Annotated in this window: 19 protein-coding genes; 7 read left to right on the forward strand and 12 right to left on the reverse strand. The window is 57.0% G+C overall.

Annotated features, from left to right (window positions below; all coding sequences use genetic code 11):
• The first annotated feature begins 34 nt into the window (after positions 1–34).
• Positions 35–1,789 (forward strand): sulfite reductase subunit alpha, encoded by a 1,755-nt coding sequence (locus MXF20_RS08680; protein ID WP_325968824.1) that lies wholly within the window; start codon positions 35–37, stop codon positions 1,787–1,789.
• Positions 1,790–1,900: 111 nt separating this feature from the next.
• Here MXF20_RS08680 and sspB read toward each other — a convergent pair whose 3' ends face one another.
• The 5 genes from sspB to zapE form a co-directional block, all read right to left on the reverse strand.
• Positions 1,901–2,386: a ClpXP protease specificity-enhancing factor gene (gene sspB, locus MXF20_RS08685; protein ID WP_325968825.1), complete on the reverse strand. Its 486-nt coding sequence runs from the start codon at positions 2,384–2,386 to the stop codon at positions 1,901–1,903.
• Between the two features lie 3 nt (positions 2,387–2,389).
• Positions 2,390–3,031 (reverse strand): stringent starvation protein SspA, encoded by a 642-nt coding sequence (sspA, locus tag MXF20_RS08690; RefSeq protein ID WP_021507753.1) that lies wholly within the window; start codon positions 3,029–3,031, stop codon positions 2,390–2,392.
• A gap of 329 nt (positions 3,032–3,360) precedes the next feature.
• A complete protein-coding gene (gene rpsI / locus MXF20_RS08695; RefSeq protein ID WP_021507754.1) occupies positions 3,361–3,753 on the reverse strand; it encodes a 30S ribosomal protein S9 in 393 nt (130 codons plus the stop codon).
• A gap of 15 nt (positions 3,754–3,768) precedes the next feature.
• Positions 3,769–4,197 (reverse strand): 50S ribosomal protein L13, encoded by a 429-nt coding sequence (rplM, locus tag MXF20_RS08700; protein WP_021507755.1) that lies wholly within the window; start codon positions 4,195–4,197, stop codon positions 3,769–3,771.
• 238 nt (positions 4,198–4,435) lie between these two features.
• Positions 4,436–5,563: a cell division protein ZapE gene (zapE, locus tag MXF20_RS08705; RefSeq protein ID WP_325968826.1), complete on the reverse strand. Its 1,128-nt coding sequence runs from the start codon at positions 5,561–5,563 to the stop codon at positions 4,436–4,438.
• A gap of 184 nt (positions 5,564–5,747) precedes the next feature.
• On the opposite strand from zapE, the gene zapG reads away from it, so the two are divergent.
• The 3 genes from zapG to degS all read left to right on the forward strand — a co-directional run bounded on the left by zapG (position 5,748) and on the right by degS (position 8,791).
• Positions 5,748–6,152 carry a Z-ring associated protein ZapG gene (gene zapG, locus MXF20_RS08710; protein WP_021507757.1) on the forward strand — a complete coding sequence of 135 codons (405 nt, stop codon included), beginning with the start codon at positions 5,748–5,750 and terminating at the stop codon, positions 6,150–6,152.
• A 108-nt stretch (positions 6,153–6,260) separates the two neighbouring features.
• A complete protein-coding gene (gene degQ, locus MXF20_RS08715) occupies positions 6,261–7,631 on the forward strand; it encodes a serine endoprotease DegQ (protein ID WP_325968827.1) in 1,371 nt (456 codons plus the stop codon).
• Between the two features lie 86 nt (positions 7,632–7,717).
• Positions 7,718–8,791 (forward strand): outer membrane-stress sensor serine endopeptidase DegS, encoded by a 1,074-nt coding sequence (degS, locus tag MXF20_RS08720; RefSeq protein ID WP_325968829.1) that lies wholly within the window; start codon positions 7,718–7,720, stop codon positions 8,789–8,791.
• A 64-nt stretch (positions 8,792–8,855) separates the two neighbouring features.
• Here degS and epmA read toward each other — a convergent pair whose 3' ends face one another.
• The 3 genes from epmA to efp all read right to left on the reverse strand — a co-directional run bounded on the left by epmA (position 8,856) and on the right by efp (position 10,851).
• Positions 8,856–9,833 (reverse strand): elongation factor P--(R)-beta-lysine ligase, encoded by a 978-nt coding sequence (epmA, locus tag MXF20_RS08725; protein WP_325968830.1) that lies wholly within the window; start codon positions 9,831–9,833, stop codon positions 8,856–8,858.
• A 164-nt stretch (positions 9,834–9,997) separates the two neighbouring features.
• Entirely contained in the window at positions 9,998–10,132 is a 135-nt protein-coding gene (locus MXF20_RS08730; protein ID WP_031279745.1) for an entericidin A/B family lipoprotein, read from the reverse strand.
• Positions 10,133–10,284: 152 nt separating this feature from the next.
• Entirely contained in the window at positions 10,285–10,851 is a 567-nt protein-coding gene (gene efp / locus MXF20_RS08735; protein ID WP_021507762.1) for an elongation factor P, read from the reverse strand.
• 40 nt (positions 10,852–10,891) lie between these two features.
• Here efp and epmB point away from each other — a divergent pair, with 40 nt between their 5' ends.
• A complete protein-coding gene (epmB, locus tag MXF20_RS08740; protein ID WP_325968832.1) occupies positions 10,892–11,920 on the forward strand; it encodes an EF-P beta-lysylation protein EpmB in 1,029 nt (342 codons plus the stop codon).
• Between the two features lie 156 nt (positions 11,921–12,076).
• Here the strand turns inward: epmB and MXF20_RS08745 are convergent, their stop codons facing one another.
• From MXF20_RS08745 to MXF20_RS08760, 4 genes are all read right to left on the reverse strand, one after another.
• On the reverse strand, positions 12,077–12,424 hold the full coding sequence (locus tag MXF20_RS08745) for a DUF4156 domain-containing protein (RefSeq protein WP_021507764.1): 348 nt from the start codon (positions 12,422–12,424) through the stop codon (positions 12,077–12,079).
• Positions 12,425–12,619: 195 nt separating this feature from the next.
• Positions 12,620–14,275, reverse strand: coding sequence for a chaperonin GroEL (groL, locus tag MXF20_RS08750; protein ID WP_325968833.1), 1,656 nt, complete (start codon positions 14,273–14,275; stop codon positions 12,620–12,622).
• Positions 14,276–14,321: 46 nt separating this feature from the next.
• Positions 14,322–14,615: a co-chaperone GroES gene (locus MXF20_RS08755; protein ID WP_021507766.1), complete on the reverse strand. Its 294-nt coding sequence runs from the start codon at positions 14,613–14,615 to the stop codon at positions 14,322–14,324.
• A 194-nt stretch (positions 14,616–14,809) separates the two neighbouring features.
• Positions 14,810–15,262 carry an FxsA family protein gene (locus MXF20_RS08760; protein WP_325968835.1) on the reverse strand — a complete coding sequence of 151 codons (453 nt, stop codon included), beginning with the start codon at positions 15,260–15,262 and terminating at the stop codon, positions 14,810–14,812.
• A gap of 375 nt (positions 15,263–15,637) precedes the next feature.
• Here MXF20_RS08760 and aspA point away from each other — a divergent pair, with 375 nt between their 5' ends.
• Both aspA and MXF20_RS08770 read left to right on the forward strand, forming a co-directional pair.
• Entirely contained in the window at positions 15,638–17,074 is a 1,437-nt protein-coding gene (gene aspA / locus MXF20_RS08765) for an aspartate ammonia-lyase (protein WP_325968836.1), read from the forward strand.
• Positions 17,075–17,188: 114 nt separating this feature from the next.
• A complete protein-coding gene (locus tag MXF20_RS08770) occupies positions 17,189–18,490 on the forward strand; it encodes an anaerobic C4-dicarboxylate transporter (protein WP_325968837.1) in 1,302 nt (433 codons plus the stop codon).
• The last annotated feature ends 20 nt before the right edge of the window (positions 18,491–18,510 follow it).

Consider the following 18,510-nt stretch of genomic DNA (forward strand, 5'->3'; position numbering starts at 1 on the left):
TGATGACGATAAAACGGTTTGAGTACTGATATCCATGAAGATTCCTTACATTCCTGAAGACGCGCCGTTTAACGGCGAACAGAAATACTGGCTGGCGGGGTTTCTCGCCGGTCTCCACTCGCGCCTGCTGGTATTAGAAGACAAGCAGACCGCACCGGCAGCGGGTGCCAGCGCCACCACCCAGTTGCACATTCTGTTTGGTTCCCAGACCGGTAACGCCGAAGCGCTGGCGCAGACCGCAGCCAAAGCAGCGCGCGCTAAAGGCCTGGTGCCGGTCGTGCAGGCGCTGGGTGAAGTGGATCTGGATGTGTTCGCTACCATGCGGCATGTACTGATCGTCACCTCCACCTACGGCGAAGGCGAAATGCCGGACAACGCACAGCTGTTCTGGCAGGCCATTTCAGCCAGCACCGCGCCGCGTCTGGAGCAGATGCACTTTGCCGTGCTGGCAATTGGCGACACCGGCTACGACGGTTTCTGCCAGGCCGGTAAGTTCATCGATATGCGTCTGGAGCAGCTGGGGGCGAAACGCGTGGTCGATCGCATCGATTGCGACATCGATTACGAAGAGCCCTCCAGCGAGTGGATTGGCAGCGCAATGCCGCAGTTTGCCGCCAGCGCGGGCAGCAGCGGCACGGTGCTGGAGAGCGCGCCGGAAGCGCCGGTAATTCCTGGCAGCAACAAGCAAAACCCGTATGCGGCGGCGCTGGTGACCAATAAGCGTCTTTCCGGCGAGCAGTCCGCCAAAGATATCCGTCATTTCGAATTTGACCTGAGCGACAGCGGCCTGAAATACGAAGCCGGTGACGCGCTGGGTGTGATCCCGGTGAACGATGCCGGGCTGGTAAGCCTGCTGCTGAGCGAGCTGAAAGCTGACTACGAAACCCCGGTGCCGGGCTTTGATCGTAACCTTGGCGATCTGCTGACCTATCAGTTCGAGATTTCTGAGCCTTCACGCAAGCTGATTGAGTGGGTCGGACAGCACACCACCAACCAGGAGCTGCTGCACGTGCTGCAGCACGACGACAAAGATACGCTGGCCAACTGGCTGTGGGGCAAAGATACGCTGGATCTGCTGCAGCTGGAGCTGAAGCGCAGCCTGTCGGTACCGGAACTGGTGGCGATGCTGCGTCCGCTGCAGCACCGTGCTTACTCGATTTCGTCCAGCTCGAAGGCGCACCCTAATCAGGTACACCTGACCATCGCTTCCGTGCGCTATCACGGCGGTGGCCGTGAGCGTAAAGGCGTATGCTCAACTTACCTGGCTGAACGCGTGCGTCGCGGAGAGAAGCCGGCGATCTTTATTTCGCCGAACAAAGCGTTCCGCGTGCCGGCGAACAATAATGCCCCGCTGATCATGGTCGGCCCGGGCACCGGCATCGCGCCGTTCCGCGCCTTCCTGCAGGAGCGCCAGGCGACCGGTGCTGAAGGTAAAAACTGGCTGTTCTTCGGCGACCAGCATCAGGAACATGATTACATCTACGCCGATGAGCTGGCGGGCTGGCAGCAGAGCGGCCTGCTGACGCACCTCGACCTGGCCTTCTCCCGCGATCAGGAAGAGAAGATTTACGTGCAGAACCGCATGCTGGAGAAAGGTGCTGAGCTGTACGCCTGGCTGCAGGATGGCGCTTACTTCTACGTGTGTGGCGATGCCTCACGCATGGCGAAGGACGTTGATGCTGCGCTGTATGAAGTGGTGCGTCAGTTCGGTGGTCTTTCCAGCGAGCGTGCCGCAGCCTATATCGATCAGCTGAAGAAAGATAAGCGTTATCTGCGCGACGTCTATTAAGATGGCTACAAAGGGAGCGCTACGCTTCCTTTGGTCTGCGGCGCGTTAAACCGCGCCGCAACTCAGGCATATAAAAACGGGCTAATCAGCCCGTTTTTTATTTTCCGCGATTTACTTCACTACGCGCAGTGAAGGACGTCCACCGCGCGGCGGCGGTTCGTCATCCGGTGAAGAGTCGTCATCCGTCGCATCGTCCGGACGGTCACCATCAATCACCGACATCATGGTCTCTTCCTGGCCGCCTTCCTGCTCGTCGCCGGACAGCTCATAGGCAGGCTCCGGTTCAAACATGGTGCCGGCGCCGTTTTCACGCGCATAAATCGCCAGCACTGCCGCCATTGGTACGGAAACCTGACGCGGCACGCCACCGAAGCGCGCATTGAAACGCACCTGATCGTTGGCGAGTTCGAGGTTGCCGACGGCGCGCGGCGCGATGTTCAGCACAATCTGCCCGTCACGTGCGTACTCCAGCGGCACCTGCACGCCTGGCAGATTAATATCCACCACCAGATGCGGCGTCAGCTGGTTGTCGAGCAGCCATTCATAAAATGCCCGCAGCAGATAGGGACGGCGGGCGGTGAGTTGCGACATTTCCATAGATTAGCCCCGGGCTTGCAGGCGCATTTCACGTTCTGCTTCCGTCAGAGAAGCGAGGAAAGAGTCACGTTCAAATACGCGCGTCATGTAGCCTTTCAGCTCTTTCGACCCTGCGCCAGCCAGATCCACGCCCAGCTGCGGCAGACGCCACAGCAGCGGTGCCAGGTAGCAGTCAACCAGGCTGAACTCTTCGCTCATAAAGAACGGTGTGCGTGAGAACAGTGGCGCAATGGCCAGCAGCTCTTCACGCAGCTGTTTACGTGCAGCATCGGCTTCGGCACCGCTGCTGGTTTCAATGGTACGCATCAGGCTGTACCAGTCCTGCTCGATGCGGTGCATCATCAGACGGCTTTCGCCGCGCGCGACCGGATAGACCGGCATCAGTGGCGGATGCGGGAAGCGCTCATCGAGGTATTCCATGATGATGCGGGATTCATACAGCGTCAGCTCACGGTCGACCAGCGTTGGCACAGTGCGGTACGGGTTGAGGTCAATCAGATCCTGCGGCAGATTATCCGTTTCAACCTGCTCGATCTCCACGCTGACGCCCTTTTCAGCCAGTACGATACGTACCTGATGGCTGAAAATGTCAGTCGGACCAGAAAACAGCGTCATTACCGAACGTTTGTTGGCAGCGACAGCCATGAAAACCTCCAAGTTTGTTCACAAAAAAATACTGCGAATGGCCAGCCACGCGGCGACTCACCTGCTCATCAGATTCGCACACAGCCGGGCGTTACGCGCATCGTCCGGTCGTCCCGACAGGCGCAGCATGCACAACGCCGCGACTCGCGGGCGCAAAGTGTCAGTCAGTTTACCAGATTTTAAGCAGCTTGTGGGGCGGGGATAATCATTTGCGGGCAAAATGCGGGGAAAGCTCGCGTTTTTACGCTGAAAAAGCGGCAGTTCAGGCAATAAAAAACCCGCCGAAGCGGGTTTTTTGAGCCAATTGTAACTGCCGAAGCAGCCAGCAATTAACGCTTGGAGAACTGTGGACGACGGCGTGCTTTACGCAGACCGACTTTCTTACGTTCAACCTGACGCGCGTCACGGGTAACGAAGCCCGCTTTACGCAGTTCAGAACGCAGAGACTCGTCGTATTCCATCAGAGCGCGGGTGATACCGTGACGGATCGCACCAGCCTGACCAGAAATACCACCACCTTTAACGGTGATGTACAGGTCCAGTTTACCAACCATATCAACCAGCTCCAGCGGCTGACGCACGACCATGCGTGCAGTCTCACGACCGAAGTACTGCTCCAGAGAGCGCTGGTTAATTACGATGTTACCGCTACCCGGCTTGATAAAGACGCGAGCGGCAGAGCTTTTGCGGCGACCAGTGCCGTAGTTTTGAGTTTCAGCCATTGCCTATAATCCCGATTAAATGTCAAGAACTTGCGGTTGCTGCGCCGCGTGGTTGTGCTCGTTACCTGCGTAAACTTTCAGTTTACGGTACATAGCACGACCCAGTGGGCCTTTTGGCAGCATGCCTTTAACCGCGATTTCAATCACACGCTCAGGACGGCGTTCGATCATCTCTGCAAAGGTCGCTTGCTTGATACCACCGATGTGGCCAGTGTGGTGATAGTAAATCTTGTCGTTACGCTTGTTGCCGGTTACAGCAACTTTGTCAGCGTTCAGAACGATGATGTAATCACCGGTATCAACGTGCGGAGTGTATTCCGCTTTGTGCTTACCACGCAGACGGCGCGCCAGTTCAGTCGCCAGGCGACCCAGGGTTTTGCCAGTTGCGTCAACAACATACCAGTCACGCTGTACGGTTTCTGGTTTAGCTGTAAAAGTTTTCATTGAAAAGCTTACCCAAATAAAAGTTACACGTTGGTGAAATCCCAAACGCTAAGTTAACGATTGAGGCTCACACGACCAATTCGCCCAGCAAGCCCACCCCCTCAGGTAGAGTTACCGGATCACACAGTTTTCCGGGAAAAGAAAGCCTGTGCTGTAACGTGGGGTCGCAAGATTATAGAGAAGTCGAATCTAAAGATCGACTCTTTTTGCGCCCGACGCGATGATTTCTGTTTGCCCCTCAGGGCAGGTGCGGCAGGCGAAGATACTCCTCGCTTTGCATCTCCTGCAGGCGCGACAGACAGCGCTGATATTCGAATTTCAGCCGCGTGCCCTGATAGATTTCAAACAGCGAGGTTTCTGCCGCCACCACCAGTTTGACGTGGCGCTCGTAGAACTCATCCACCAGCGCGAGGAACCGCCGCGCCTGGTCTTCCGTTTTGTAGATCATCACCGGCACATCGTACAGCAGCACGCTGTGGAAGCGGCGCGACAGCTCAATGTAATCGTGCTGGCTGCGCCCTTCGCCACACAGCGCGAGGAAGTTGATGGCCAGTACGCCTTCATGAACGCCGAGCGTCGGCAGCTGGCGATGGTTAATCTCCAGCACCGGCGCGTCGGTGCGCGGTTTACCGGACAGCGCGCTGAACATGCGCTCCATCTCCGCGTGCGTCGCGTCGTTAAGCGGGAAATTCCACAGATGGGCCGATGTCAGGGTGCGCAGGCGATAATCAATGCCGGCATCAACGTTCATCACGTCGCAGTGGCGCTTGATCTGCTCAATGGCCGGCAGAAAACGCGCGCGCTGCAGGCCGTTGCGGTACAGATCATCCGGCGGAATGTTTGACGTTGCGACCAGCGCGATGCCGCGGGCAAACAGCGCTTCCATCAGCGTCCCGAGCAGCATTGCGTCGGTGATATCGGAAACAAAAAACTCGTCGAAACAGAGAATATCGGTTTCCGCTTTGAAACGGTCAGCGACAATCAGCAGCGGGTCGCTGTGGCCCTGCAGCTGCGTCAGTTCTTCGTGCACGCGCAGCATGAAGCGATGGAAATGCAGACGCAGTTTGCGATCGCCAGGAATAGACTGAAAAAACAGATCCATGACCCAGGTTTTACCGCGCCCGACGCCGCCCCACATATACAGGCCACGCACCGGCGCCTCATGGCTCTCCGGTGCTTTATTCATCAGCTTTGATAAGCGGCCAAACAGCCCTTTAGACGCTGGCTGCGGCGGCTGCTGGCGGGCAATCAGGCCTTGCTGGATGCGATCTAAACGGGTGATGGCGTCACGTTGTACATCGTCCGGACGAAACTCGCCCTGCGACAGCGCCTGCTCATAGCGCGCAAGCGGAGATGAGGTTTGCATGGTTCTCTCAGAATCCCTGAAAAAGTCCGATTCACATGTCGGTTGTCGAAAATTAGGCCGCTCTACACTAAGCGATACAGCCCGAGGATTCCACTTCCGATGGATTAACGGGTATAGTGGCTACTATTGAAGTTGAAACAGAAGCAATGCCCTACGAAGCAACGGAAATTACACGGGAGTCATTATGACCTGGGAATACGGGCTGATTGGTTTAGTGATTGGCATTATTGTCGGCGCGGTAGCGATGCGTTTTGGCAACAAAAAGCTGCGTGAGCAGCGCAGCATGCAGTACGAACTGGAAAAATCCAAAGCAGAGCTGGCGGATTACCGCGAAGAGCTCACCAACCACTTTGCGCGCAGCGCAGAGCTGCTGGACAACATGGCGCGCGACTATCGCCAGCTGTATCAGCACATGGCGAAAGGATCGAATGACCTGCTGCCAAATCTGCCGGGCGAGAAAAACCCGTTTGCCTACCAGCTGACGGAAGCCGAGGCCGATAACGATCAGGCGCCGGTGCAGATCCCGCGCGACTACTCTGAAGGCGCATCGGGCCTGCTGCGCAGCGGCGAACGCACCACCCGCAGTTAATCCTTTTGGGGCACAGCATGGCTGTGCCCTTTTTGTTTTCCGAACGCTTATTACCAATAACTGTCACACTTCTTTTATCCCCCTTTTCGCAGCGAGAGCGTCATAGCAATGAAAAAACCAGCACGACTGTTAAGCGCATTAGCCTTGAGCATTGGGATGAGTCTGGCGGCAACGCCGGGTGCGATGGCCACGTTGCCGGCACAGATTCAGGGACAAGCACTGCCGAGCCTGGCACCGATGCTGGAAAAAGTGCTGCCGGCGGTGGTCAGCGTGCATGTCGAGGGCACCGACAGCGGGCAGCAGAGCCAGGATATTCCCGAGCCGCTAAAGCGCTTCTTCGGCCAGGCGCCCGGGCAGTCGCAGCCACAGCCGTTTGAAGGACTGGGTTCCGGCGTGATCATTGACGCGGCCAAAGGCTACATCCTGACCAATAATCACGTGGTAAACGGTGCGGATAAGATCAGCGTGCAGCTGAGCGATGGCAACGAATATGACGCAAAGCTGATTGGTCATGACGAGCAAACCGACATCGCGCTGATTCAGGTAGAAGGGGCGAAAAACCTCACGCAGGTGAAAATTGCTGATTCTGACGCGCTGAAAGTGGGTGATTTCGCGGTGGCGATCGGTAACCCGTTCGGCCTCGGCCAGACGGCGACCTCCGGCATTATCTCGGCGCTCGGCCGCAGCGGGCTGAATCTGGAAGGGCTGGAGAACTTTATTCAGACCGATGCCGCCATCAACCGTGGCAACTCCGGCGGCGCGCTGGTGAACCTCAACGGCGAGCTGATCGGCATTAACACCGCTATTCTGGCGTCGAGCGGCGGCAATATTGGTATTGGCTTTGCCATCCCCAGCAACATGGCGATGAATCTGGCTCAGCAACTGATTCAGTTCGGCGAAGTGAAGCGCGGCCAGCTCGGTATCAAAGGGACAGAAATGACCGCCGATATCGCCAAAGCGTTTAACGTCGATGCGCAGCGCGGAGCGTTTGTCTCAGAGGTGCTGCCAAAGTCGGCGGCGGAACAGGCCGGCATCAAAGCGGGCGACATCATCACCGCCATTAACGATAAGCCAATCGCCAGCTTCGCCGAGCTGCGGGTGAAAGTCGGCACCACGCCACCGGGCCAGCAGGTGAAAATCGGCCTGCTGCGCGATGGCAAACCGCTAACAGTGACCGTGACGCTGGAACAGAGCGCGCAGAGCACCGCCAGCGCCCAGCTGATGTCGCCAGCGCTGCAGGGCGCCACGCTCAGTGACGGCAACACCAAAGCCGGCGATAAAGGCGTCAAAGTAGATACCATTGAAAAAGGCACGCCGGCAGAACAGGTTGGCCTGCAGAAAGACGATGTGATTGTCGGCGTCAACCGCACGCGGGTGCAGAGCCTCGCTGAGATGCGCAAAGTGCTGGAAGGCAAACCGCCGGTGCTGGCGCTGAACGTGGTGCGCGGCGACGAGAGTATTTACCTGCTTCTGCGATAATCCTCGCAACGGGCGGACAAGCAGGTGTTTGTCCGCCCTTCTCGTGCTATCCTGCCCTGCGATCAACTCTTGCCTGAAATAACACCATGTTTCTTAAACTTTTACGTTCTGTGGTGATGGGCCTGATCGTGGCAGGTTTACTGCTTGTCGCGATCCCGGCGCTGCGAATGGGCAGCAACGTCACCTTTGATCACGACAGCAGCGCTGATGAAGCGCCCTTCAGTTTTAATCAGGGCGTGCGCCGTGCTGTGCCAGCGGTGGTCAACGTCTATAACCGCAGCGCGCATGGCAACAATAATCGCGGCATCACTACGCTCGGTTCCGGCGTCATCATGAACGCGAAAGGCTACATCCTCACCAACAAACATGTCATCAATAACGCTGACCAGATTATCGTCGCGCTGCAGGACGGACGCTTTTTCGAAGCGACGCTGGTGGGCTCCGACGCCATGACCGATCTGGCAGTGCTGAAAATCAGCGCCTCTAACCTGCCGGTGATCCCCATCAACGCCAAACGTGTCGCGCATATCGGTGATGTGGTGATGGCGATTGGCAACCCGTACAACCTCGGCCAGACGGTCACCCAGGGCATCATCAGCGCTACCGGCCGCATCGGCCTGAGCTCCTCCGGACGGCAAAACTTCCTGCAGACCGATGCCTCCATCAACCAGGGGAATTCCGGCGGCGCGCTGATTAACTCGCTGGGCGAGCTGATGGGCATCAACACCCTGACCTTCGACAAAAGCAACGACGGCGAAACCCCGGAAGGCATTGGCTTTGCCATTCCCACCGCGCTGGCGACCAAAATCATGGATAAGCTGATCCGCGATGGCCGGGTGATTCGCGGCTACATTGGTATTACCGGACGCGAGCTGCCGCCGCTGCACGGCCAGGGCAGCAACCTCGATCGCGTACAGGGTATTATCGTCAGCGAAGTGACGCCCGGCGGTCCGGCGGATCGCGCCGGCATTCAGGCCAATGATGTGCTGCTGCAGGTGAACGGTAAGCCGGCGCTGTCCGCGCAGGAGACCATGGACCAGGTGGCGGAAATCCGCCCGGGATCGGTGATTGATGTGCAGGTGCTGCGCAATGAACAGAAGATGACGCTGCCGGTAACTATTCAGGAGTTTCCGGAAGCAGCCACTAATACCTCGCCATAAACGCATCCGGCCGCGGTCAGCGCTGTCGCTGCACCGCGGCCGGATGGGCAGAACCGCAGCGTAACTAGCTGCGATCCACCGGGAATGCGATCACCTCGCTGAGCGCATCCGCTTTCAGCGCCAGCATAATCAGGCGATCCACGCCCAGCGCCACGCCGGAACAGGCTGGCATGCCGTGCGCCAGTGCATCCAGCAGGTAAGTGTCAATCGGATGCTGCGGCAGACCGCGTGCGGCGCGACGGCGATTATCCTGCTCAAAACGCTGACGCTGTTCGCGGCTGTCAGTCAGCTCGCGGAAGCCGTTCGCCAGCTCCACGCCTTTGTAATAGACCTCAAAACGTTCCGCCACGCGGTGATCTTCAGTGCTGATCTCCGCCAGCGCCGCCTGACTGGCCGGGAAGTGATAGACGAAGCACGGCTTATCATTGCCAATTTTCGGTTCTACGCCCAGCATAAACAGCAGCTGCAGCAGCGTATCGCGATCGTCTTCACGATTCGCCAGCTCGCCTTCACCCAGCTTTTCCGCCGCTTCACGCAGCTGCGCTTTATCCGCCGACAGCGGATCAATCTCCAGATGCCGGATAAACGCCTGCTGATACGACAGCGATTCGGCGCTGTCGCACTCCAGCACCTGCTGCAGCAGATCATCGACTTCGTTCATCAGCCGATACATGTCGTAGTGCGGACGATACCACTCCAGCATGGTGAATTCCGGATTATGGTGGCGTCCGGCCTCTTCATTGCGGAAGCAGCGCCCCATCTGATAAATCGGGCCGCTGCCCGCCGCCAGCAGGCGCTTCATGTGATATTCCGGACTGGTCATCAGCCACAGATCGCGCCCGTCTGCCGCGCCAGGTCCGACAAAGCGCGTCTGGAATGGCACCAGATGAATGTCGGTAATCGTCGCCTGGCTCATGGCTGGGGTATCCACTTCCAGCACGCCGCGATCGGCAAAGAAACGCCGGATTTCCGCCAGGATGGCGGCGCGTTTCAACAAATTGGCAATGGGTGCGCTCGGCTGCCAGCTTGCCGTTTCGCTCATGGTGATGACTCCTTATACAGATAAGGGGAGGAAGTCTACCCGTATTGCTGGCGGCAAACAACGGCACCGCAGCGGCGGCAGGCAGTTTCAGAAATGGCAGGCGCAGGCAGGAACGAAAGAGGAAGTGAAAGCCGGTACGAAAGCAGGTTTCGCACCGGTTTTAGTTACTGCGCGCTGCGCTGAATTGCCTGGCCGCCCGCTTCAACATCTTCGCCTACGCCACGCGTGGTGTTACAGGCCGAGAGCAGCGAGGAAAGCACCAGTACCGAGAAAATCGCGACAATACTTTTCTTTAACATAGCCATATCCTTGTTGGTTGCAGTAAAAGTACAGCTTTTAAAGCATAGACCGGATACGCGATGATGGCAGGTAAGCCGCTGAAAAAAGACGCAGTGCGGGGATGAAACGCGGGGATAAAAAAGGCGCATCGATGATGCGCCTGATTTGACGATTATTTTACGCGGGAAACGTATTCGCCAGAGCGGGTGTCGACTTTTACCACTTCGCCAATCTGCACGAACAGTGGCACTTTGATCACTGCGCCGGTAGACAGGGTCGCTGGCTTGCCGCCGGTACCTGCGGTATCACCTTTCAGACCTGGGTCGGTTTCGGTGATTTCTGCTTCGATGAAGTTCGGTGGCTGAACGGCGATCGGTTTATCGTTCCACAGGGTTACGATACACTCAGCGTTGTCCTGCAGCCATTTGGTCACGTCGTCCAGCACCTTGGCTTCAACCTGATACTGTTCGAAGGTTTCCGGGTGCATGAAGTAGAAGAAGTCACCGTCGTTGTACGAGTACTGCAGCGTCATGTCACGTACGTCTGCGCCTTCGGCAGAGTCAGTAGACTTGAAGGTTTTCTCAACGCGTGAACCGGTCAGCAGACGACGCATTTTAACACGTGCAAACGCCTGGCCTTTACCCGGCTTAACGAACTCACTGGATTCGATGGCATACGGTTCGCCTTCGAACATGATTTTAAGACCGGCACGAAAATCGTTGCTAAGATAAGTCGCCATAAAGGCCCTCTGTAGATATTAACTGGTAATAGCCAAAAAAATGGCACACATTGTAACCCTAAATCCCCCCGTCAGAGAAGATTGGTTGCAGCAACTTGCTGATGTTGTCACCGATCCTGCTGAATTACTGCAACTTTTAGCCCTCGAAAACCACGCGGATTTAGCGGCCGGCAGCGAGGCACGTCGCCTTTTCGCCCTGCGCGTCCCGCGCGCTTTCATTCAGCGCATGCAGCGCGGCAATGCGCAGGACCCGCTGCTGCTGCAGGTACTGACCAGCCGTCAGGAGTTTACCGATGCGCCGGGCTACAGCACCGATCCGCTCGACGAGCAGAGTAGCGTAGTGCCGGGCTTGCTGCATAAGTATAGAAACCGCGCGCTGCTGCTGGTCAAGGGCGGCTGCGCGGTGAATTGCCGCTACTGTTTCCGCCGGCATTTTCCCTATCAGGATAATCAGGGCAACAAGCGCAACTGGCAGGCGGCGATTGATTACATTGCTGCTCATCCGGAGCTGGACGAAATTATCTTCTCCGGCGGCGATCCGCTGATGGCGAAAGATCAGGAGCTGGCGTGGCTGATTGCCGCGCTGGAAAACATTCCGCACCTGAAACGTCTGCGCATTCACAGCCGGCTGCCGGTAGTGATTCCGGCGCGCATTACCGAAGGGCTATGCCAGCTGCTGGCGGATACGCGTCTGCAGGTGCTGCTGGTCAGCCACATCAATCACGCGCAGGAGATTGACGAGGCGCTGCGTGAACGCATGCAGAGGCTGAAGCGCGCCGGCGTCACTCTGCTGAACCAGAGCGTGCTGCTGCGCGGCGTGAATGACGATGCACAAACCCTGGCGCAGCTTAGCAATGCGCTGTTTGATGCCGGCATCCTGCCCTACTATTTACACGTGCTGGATAAGGTGCAGGGTGCGGCGCACTTCTTTGTGCCGGATGAGCAGGCGCGGGCACTGGTGCGGCAGTTGCTGACCATGGTGTCGGGTTATATGGTGCCGAAGCTGGCGCGTGAAATTGGCGGTGAGCCGAGCAAAACGCCGCTGGATCTGCAGCTGCGTCAGGAGTGACCAGGCGCAATAAATTGCGCCACTGCGCGTTCGTGCAGACGGCTGAATTCGCACTCCCCCTTTCTGCGGGCCGTAGCGGCGCGATTCATCGCGCTATTGTTTATGTCACGCCCACAAAAAAGCCGCTCTCGCGGCTTTTCTATTGCTGCTCTGCCATTACGGGCACTTATACACCTGACCCGACATTTTGCTGTCGAGCGGGGCAAAGGCAGACAGCAGGTTCTGCGTCGGGCTGGTGGCACCATAAATCACGTTGCCGCCCATCTCCGCTGCGCGGTTACGCAGGTCGTTAGCCGCGCCGCGCAGTGAACTGCCTTCACCGCCTGAGCCGGTCAGCCAGTTGCTCTGCGAGCCGGTAACATTGCCCAGCAGCTGACATTGGCTGCCTGGCTGTTGATCAACAAAGGTGACACGTTCGCCGGCGGCACTCAGTTGGTTGGAGGTGCTACAGCCCGCCAGCAGTAAGGTACCGACTGCCAGTCCGAGCGAGAGGTTAATCCGCATTATAATCCCCATTTATTATCATCAGTGTCGGGCGGCAGCGTAGCAGAAAAGCGCACATTTTTTCTGAACATTCATTGCCCTAAACCCGCAAAGCCGAAGTATTGCGCCCTTACTTATACCTTGTTCGCCGGCAAAAGAAAAACCCCCGACCGTTTCCGATCGGGGGTTTCTCAACAGCTCAAACGTTCAGGGCAATTACATCATGCCGCCCATACCGCCCATGCCACCCATGCCGCCAGCGCCAGCACCTAAGTCAGGTGCGTCGCCTTTCGGCAGGTCGGTGACCATCGCTTCGGTGGTGATCATCAGACCGGCCACAGAAGACGCGTACTGCAGCGCAGAACGGGTCACTTTGGTTGGATCCAGGATACCGAAGTCGATCATGTTGCCGTACTCTTCGGTCTGCGCGTTGTAACCGTAGTTGCCGTCGCCCGCTTTCACGTTGTTAGCCACCACTGATGGCTCTTCACCGGCGTTAGAAACGATCTGACGCAGTGGCGCTTCCATCGCACGCAGAGCAACCTTGATACCCACGTTCTGGTCTTCGTTCTGACCCTGCAGGCCAGATGCTGCGATTTTCGCTGCAACACGCACCAGTGCAACACCACCACCGGCAACCACGCCTTCTTCAACCGCAGCACGGGTAGCGTGCAGGGCATCTTCAACGCGGGCTTTCTTCTCTTTCATTTCAACTTCAGTTGCTGCGCCCACTTTCAGTACGGCAACACCGCCTGCCAGTTTTGCAACGCGCTCCTGCAGTTTCTCTTTGTCGTAGTCAGAGGTCGCTTCTTCGATCTGCTGACGGATCTGCGTCACGCGGCCAGAGATTGCGCCCTGATCGCCCACACCATCAATGATGGTGGTGGTGTCTTTGTTGATCACCACGCGTTTTGCCTGACCCAGGTCTTCCAGCGTCGCTTTTTCCAGCTCCATACCGATCTCTTCAGAGATCACGGTACCGCCGGTCAGGATAGCAATATCCTGCAGCATCGCTTTACGACGGTCGCCGAAGCCCGGTGCTTTCACTGCAGCCACTTTCACGATACCGCGCATGGTGTTGACCACCAGCGTAGCCAGCGCTTCGCCTTCCACGTCTTCTGCAATGATCAGCAGTGGTTTGCCAGCTTTCGCCACAGCTTCCAGCACTGGCAGCATTTCGCGGATGTTAGAGATTTTCTTGTCAGCCAGCAGGATGAATGGGCTTTCCAGCTCCACTGCACCGGTTTCTGGCTTGTTGATGAAGTACGGAGACAGGTAGCCACGGTCGAACTGCATACCTTCAACCACGTCCAGCTCGTCCTGCAGACCGGTGCCTTCTTCAACGGTGATCACGCCTTCTTTACCCACTTTGTCCATCGCCTGAGCGATCAGGGTACCGACGCTTTCATCGGAGTTGGCAGAAATGGTACCTACCTGCGCGATAGCGCGGGAATCCTGGCATGGTACAGACAGGGTTTTCAGCTCTTCAACGGCTGCCGCAACGGCTTTATCGATACCGCGCTTCAGATCCATTGGGTTCATGCCCGCCGCGACGGCTTTCAGGCCTTCGTTGACGATAGCCTGTGCCAGAACGGTAGCGGTGGTGGTGCCGTCGCCTGCTGCGTCGTTGGCTTTAGAAGCGACTTCTTTCACCATCTGCGCACCCATGTTCTCGAACTTGTCTTCCAGCTCGATTTCACGTGCCACAGAAACACCATCTTTAGTGATGGTCGGTGCACCAAAAGATTTATCCAGAACCACGTTACGGCCTTTCGGGCCCAGGGTAACTTTTACTGCATCTGCCAGTACGTTCACGCCACGCAGCATTTTTACGCGTGCGTCATTACCGAATTTTACGTCTTTAGCTGCCATTTCAAATATCCCTTAAATTCGTTTCGTTCAGTGAATTACGCGTAAATTACGCTTCAACAATCGCCAGAATGTCGCTTTCAGAGATGATCAGAACTTCTTCGTTGTCGATTTTCTCAGTCTTGGCACCGTAGCCTTCGCTGAAAATCACCAGATCACCCACTTTCACGTCCAGCGGCTTCACGTCGCCGTTTTCCAGGATGCGGCCATTGCCAACAGCCAGTACTTCACCGCGGGTTGATTTGCCTGCTGCAGAGCCGGTCAGAACGATACCGCCAGCAGATTTGGCTTCAACTTCTTTACGCTTGACGATAACGCGATCGTGCAACGGACGAATTTTCATTTGATAGCTCTCCTTTGAGAAGTCCAATCATTCATTTTTGGGTTGAACGCCGGGCTTGAGGGTTCCGGCCTCGTGGAGAGAGAGATAGGGGCAGAAAAGGGGCTTTCAAGGGCAAAAAAATAAAAAATTTTCGTTTGCGTAACAGATGACGAAAAAGACAGCAAAAAGGGCGGCTTACGCCGCCCCGCTTAACTTCAGCGATCTTTATCGTGACCGATGCGCTCCTGATCTTTGCGCTCAAACTCGCCGTCCATGGTGACGCCGCTGTCCGGGCCCTGCCCCGGGCCGCGCCATACGCGCAGGTGCGGCATCAGCTTCAGCGTCAGGTGCTTCTGTACCGGCGGCAGCAACAGCAGCAGGCCGAGGAAATCGGTAAAGAAGCCCGGCAGCAGCAGCAGAAAACCGGCGATGATCAGCGACACGCTTTTGATCATCTCCGCCGCGGGGCTCTCATTACGCGCCAGCTTCTCCTGCATCAGCATAAAGTTCTTCATGCCCTGATTTTTCACCAGCGACACACCAATGCAGGAGGTAAAAATCACCAGCAGCATGGTCAGCAGCACGCCCAGCGCGTGCGCCACCTGGATGAAAATTGAGATCTCAATCCAGGCCAGAACAAAAAAAATCACTAACGGTAACCAGCGCACCGATATCTCCTGTGAGTCGCGCCGCCACGCAGCGTGCGGAGCAGCAAAATTGAAGGGTCAGCATGACCATAACGTATGAGATGGGCACGCGGCCGGCGAAATTCAACCGCCACTGTTAAATTTATGCCACTGACTTAAAATTGCGAAGTACATCACATATCGTTATTACCGCTGGGCCAGCAAATGTCCGTAAAGTGATCTGTGCACAAGCATTTCTGCAGTGACAGAATATGATCGTGCTCGCCAGCCCGAAGATGGATAAAATGTCGGCACTGGTATTCCACGACAATATAATTGCTTCACCTGCACGTTATTCGCCGCCCATCCATTCCGGATGCCCGGCAGTAACACAGCAGCAATAATAAGAAGGTAATCATGGCGAACAACATTCGTATCGAAGAAGACCTGTTAGGCATGCGTGAAGTTCCGGCAGATGCCTATTACGGTGTTCATACTCTGCGTGCGATTGAGAACTTCTATATCAGTAACAGTAAAATCAGCGACATCCCTGAGTTTGTCCGTGGCATGGTGATGGTGAAAAAAGCCGCCGCACTCGCCAACAAAGAGCTGCAAACCATTCCCCGCCACATCGCCAACACCATCATTCAGGCCTGTGATGAAGTGCTGAATAACGGCAAGTGCATGGACCAGTTCCCGGTCGATGTCTATCAGGGCGGCGCGGGCACCTCGGTCAACATGAACACCAACGAGGTGCTGGCTAACATCGGTCTGGAGCTGATGGGCCACCAGAAAGGCGAATATCAGTACCTTAACCCGAACGATCACGTGAATAAGTGTCAGTCCACTAACGACGCTTATCCTACCGGTTTCCGTATTGCGGTCTACGCCTCGATCCTCAAACTGCTCGACGCGATTGGCCAGCTGAGCGAAGGTTTTCAGCGCAAAGCGGTTGAGTTTGAAAATATCCTGAAGATGGGCCGCACCCAGCTGCAGGACGCGGTGCCGATGTCGCTCGGTCAGGAGTTCCACGCGTTTAACGTGCTGCTGAACGAAGAGACGCGCAGCATTCTGCGCACCGCCGAACTGCTGCTGGAGGTTAACCTCGGCGCTACGGCGATCGGCACCCGCCTCAACACGCCGGATGGCTACCAGCAGCTGGCGGTCCAGCGTCTGGCGGAAGTCAGCAACCTGCCGGTGGTGCCGGCCGAAGATCTGATCGAAGCCACCTCAGACTGCGGCGCTTACGTGATGGTGCACTCAGCGCTGAAGCGTCTGGCGGTGAAACTGTCGAAAATCTGTAACGACCTGCGCCTGCTGTCATCCGGTCCGCGCGCCGGCCTGAACGAAATCAACCTGCCGGAACTGCAGGCCGGTTCTTCGATCATGCCAGCGAAAGTTAACCCGGTGGTCCCGGAAGTAGTCAATCAGGTGTGCTTCAAAGTGATTGGTAACGACATCACGGTGACCATGGCTTCCGAAGCCGGTCAGCTACAGCTCAACGTGATGGAGCCGGTGATTGGCCAGGCGCTGTTTGAGTCAATCAGCATACTGACCAACGCCTGCTACAACCTGCTGGAGAAATGCGTTAACGGCATCACCGCCAACAAAGCGGTCTGTGAAGCCTACGTGTTCAACTCCATCGGTATCGTTACTTACCTCAACCCGTACATCGGCCATCACAACGGCGATATCGTCGGGAAGATTTGTGCCGAAACCGGTAAGAGCGTACGCGAGGTGGTGCTGGAGCGCGGCCTGCTGACCGAAGCCGAGCTGGACGATATTTTCTCCATCCAGAACCTGATGCACCCGGAATACAAAGCCAAACGCTACACCGACGAAAACGAACAGTAATCCGTTCCGGATCAAGTCGTCTGAAGCACGCCTGTATACAATACGGCGTGCTTTTTTATTTTGACGTCTATAACTAAAGTGGCTGCGTGTGGCGGCACTTCAGGGAGTGAAAGTATGGTAGTGGTGGAATTACTCATCGTCCTGCTGGCGATCTGGCTGGGTGCGCGTCTCGGCGGCATCGGCATTGGCTTCGCTGGCGGGTTGGGCGTACTGGTGCTGACGCTGGTTTGCGGCATGAAACCCGGCGCGATCCCGTTTGACGTCATTGAGATCATCATGGCGGTGATTGCGGCCATCGCCGCGATGCAGGTAGCCGGCGGCATGGATTATCTGGTCGGGCTGGCGGAGCGCCTGCTGCGTCGCCATCCGCGCTATGTCACTTTCCTCGCGCCGCTGGTGACCTACGTAATGACGCTGCTGGCGGGCACCGGTCATACCGCCTTCTCCACCCTGCCGGTGATTGCGGAAGTGGCGAAAGAGCAAGGTGTGCGCCCTTCGCGCCCGCTGTCGATAGCCGTAGTCGCGTCGCAAATCGCCATCACCGCTTCGCCACTTTCGGCTGCGGTGGTGTTTTTTGCCTCGATCCTTGAACCACGCGGCGTCAGTTATCTGGCGCTGCTCGGCGTTGCGCTGCCCGCCACCATGCTGGCCATCTTCTGTGCGGCCGTGATTACCAACTTCCTCGGCAAAGAGCTCAAAGAAGATGACGTCTACCAGGCGCGCCTGGCGAAAGGTGAAGTGACGCTGCGCGGTGAGCAGGTTTATCACATCAAGCCGGGCGCTAAACGCGCAGTGCTGCTGTTCCTGATCGGTATTGCGGCGGTGGTGCTGTACGCGACGGCGATCAGCGACAGCGTGGGCTTGATCAGCAACCCGGTGCTGCCGCGTAACGAAGCCATCGTGGTGTTTATGCTGACGGTCGCCACGCTGATTTGCCTGACCTGCAAAGTAGAAACCGGTGAAATCCTCAGTGCCAGCACCTTCAAATCCGGCATGAGCGCCTGTATTTGCGTGATGGGCGTCGCGTGGCTGGGCGATACCTTTGTCAAAGCGCACCTCAGCGACATCCAGACGCTGGCCGGGGATATGCTGCAGAGCTATCCGTGGATGCTGGCGCTGGTGCTGTTCTTTGCTGCCACGCTGCTCTACTCGCAGGCGGCCACCACCAAAGCGCTGATGCCGGCGGCACTGATGCTCGGCGTATCGCCGCTGGCAGCTGTCGCCTCCTTCGCTGCGGTTTCTGCGCTGTTCGTGCTGCCCACTTACCCGACGCTGCTGGCCGCCGTGGAGATGGATGACACTGGCTCGACCCGCATTGGTAAGTACGTGTTCAATCACTCGTTTATCATTCCCGGCGTACTGGCAATTACCTTTTCGGTGGCGTTTGGCTTCCTGTTCGGCAGCCTGATCCTGTAGCGTCGTCGTTACATCCTGAA

The organism is Pantoea dispersa (assembly GCF_035783935.1).
Classification (GTDB): Bacteria; Pseudomonadota; Gammaproteobacteria; order Enterobacterales; family Enterobacteriaceae; genus Pantoea; species Pantoea dispersa_C.

Bases quoted from the DNA above. Each gene is read 5' to 3' on its own strand.
- MXF20_RS08680 (WP_325968824.1), top strand. From the start codon at position 35: ATGAAGATTCCTTACATTCCTGAAGACGCGCCGTTTAACGGCGAACAG.
- sspB (WP_325968825.1), bottom strand. From the start codon at position 2,386: ATGGAAATGTCGCAACTCACCGCCCGCCGTCCCTATCTGCTGCGGGCA.
- sspA (WP_021507753.1), bottom strand. From the start codon at position 3,031: ATGGCTGTCGCTGCCAACAAACGTTCGGTAATGACGCTGTTTTCTGGT.
- rpsI (WP_021507754.1), bottom strand. From the start codon at position 3,753: ATGGCTGAAACTCAAAACTACGGCACTGGTCGCCGCAAAAGCTCTGCC.
- rplM (WP_021507755.1), bottom strand. From the start codon at position 4,197: ATGAAAACTTTTACAGCTAAACCAGAAACCGTACAGCGTGACTGGTAT.
- zapE (WP_325968826.1), bottom strand. From the start codon at position 5,563: ATGCAAACCTCATCTCCGCTTGCGCGCTATGAGCAGGCGCTGTCGCAG.
- zapG (WP_021507757.1), top strand. From the start codon at position 5,748: ATGACCTGGGAATACGGGCTGATTGGTTTAGTGATTGGCATTATTGTC.
- degQ (WP_325968827.1), top strand. From the start codon at position 6,261: ATGAAAAAACCAGCACGACTGTTAAGCGCATTAGCCTTGAGCATTGGG.
- degS (WP_325968829.1), top strand. From the start codon at position 7,718: ATGTTTCTTAAACTTTTACGTTCTGTGGTGATGGGCCTGATCGTGGCA.
- epmA (WP_325968830.1), bottom strand. From the start codon at position 9,833: ATGAGCGAAACGGCAAGCTGGCAGCCGAGCGCACCCATTGCCAATTTG.
- MXF20_RS08730 (WP_031279745.1), bottom strand. From the start codon at position 10,132: ATGTTAAAGAAAAGTATTGTCGCGATTTTCTCGGTACTGGTGCTTTCC.
- efp (WP_021507762.1), bottom strand. From the start codon at position 10,851: ATGGCGACTTATCTTAGCAACGATTTTCGTGCCGGTCTTAAAATCATG.
- epmB (WP_325968832.1), top strand. From the start codon at position 10,892: ATGGCACACATTGTAACCCTAAATCCCCCCGTCAGAGAAGATTGGTTG.
- MXF20_RS08745 (WP_021507764.1), bottom strand. From the start codon at position 12,424: ATGCGGATTAACCTCTCGCTCGGACTGGCAGTCGGTACCTTACTGCTG.
- groL (WP_325968833.1), bottom strand. From the start codon at position 14,275: ATGGCAGCTAAAGACGTAAAATTCGGTAATGACGCACGCGTAAAAATG.
- MXF20_RS08755 (WP_021507766.1), bottom strand. From the start codon at position 14,615: ATGAAAATTCGTCCGTTGCACGATCGCGTTATCGTCAAGCGTAAAGAA.
- aspA (WP_325968836.1), top strand. From the start codon at position 15,638: ATGGCGAACAACATTCGTATCGAAGAAGACCTGTTAGGCATGCGTGAA.
- MXF20_RS08770 (WP_325968837.1), top strand. From the start codon at position 17,189: ATGGTAGTGGTGGAATTACTCATCGTCCTGCTGGCGATCTGGCTGGGT.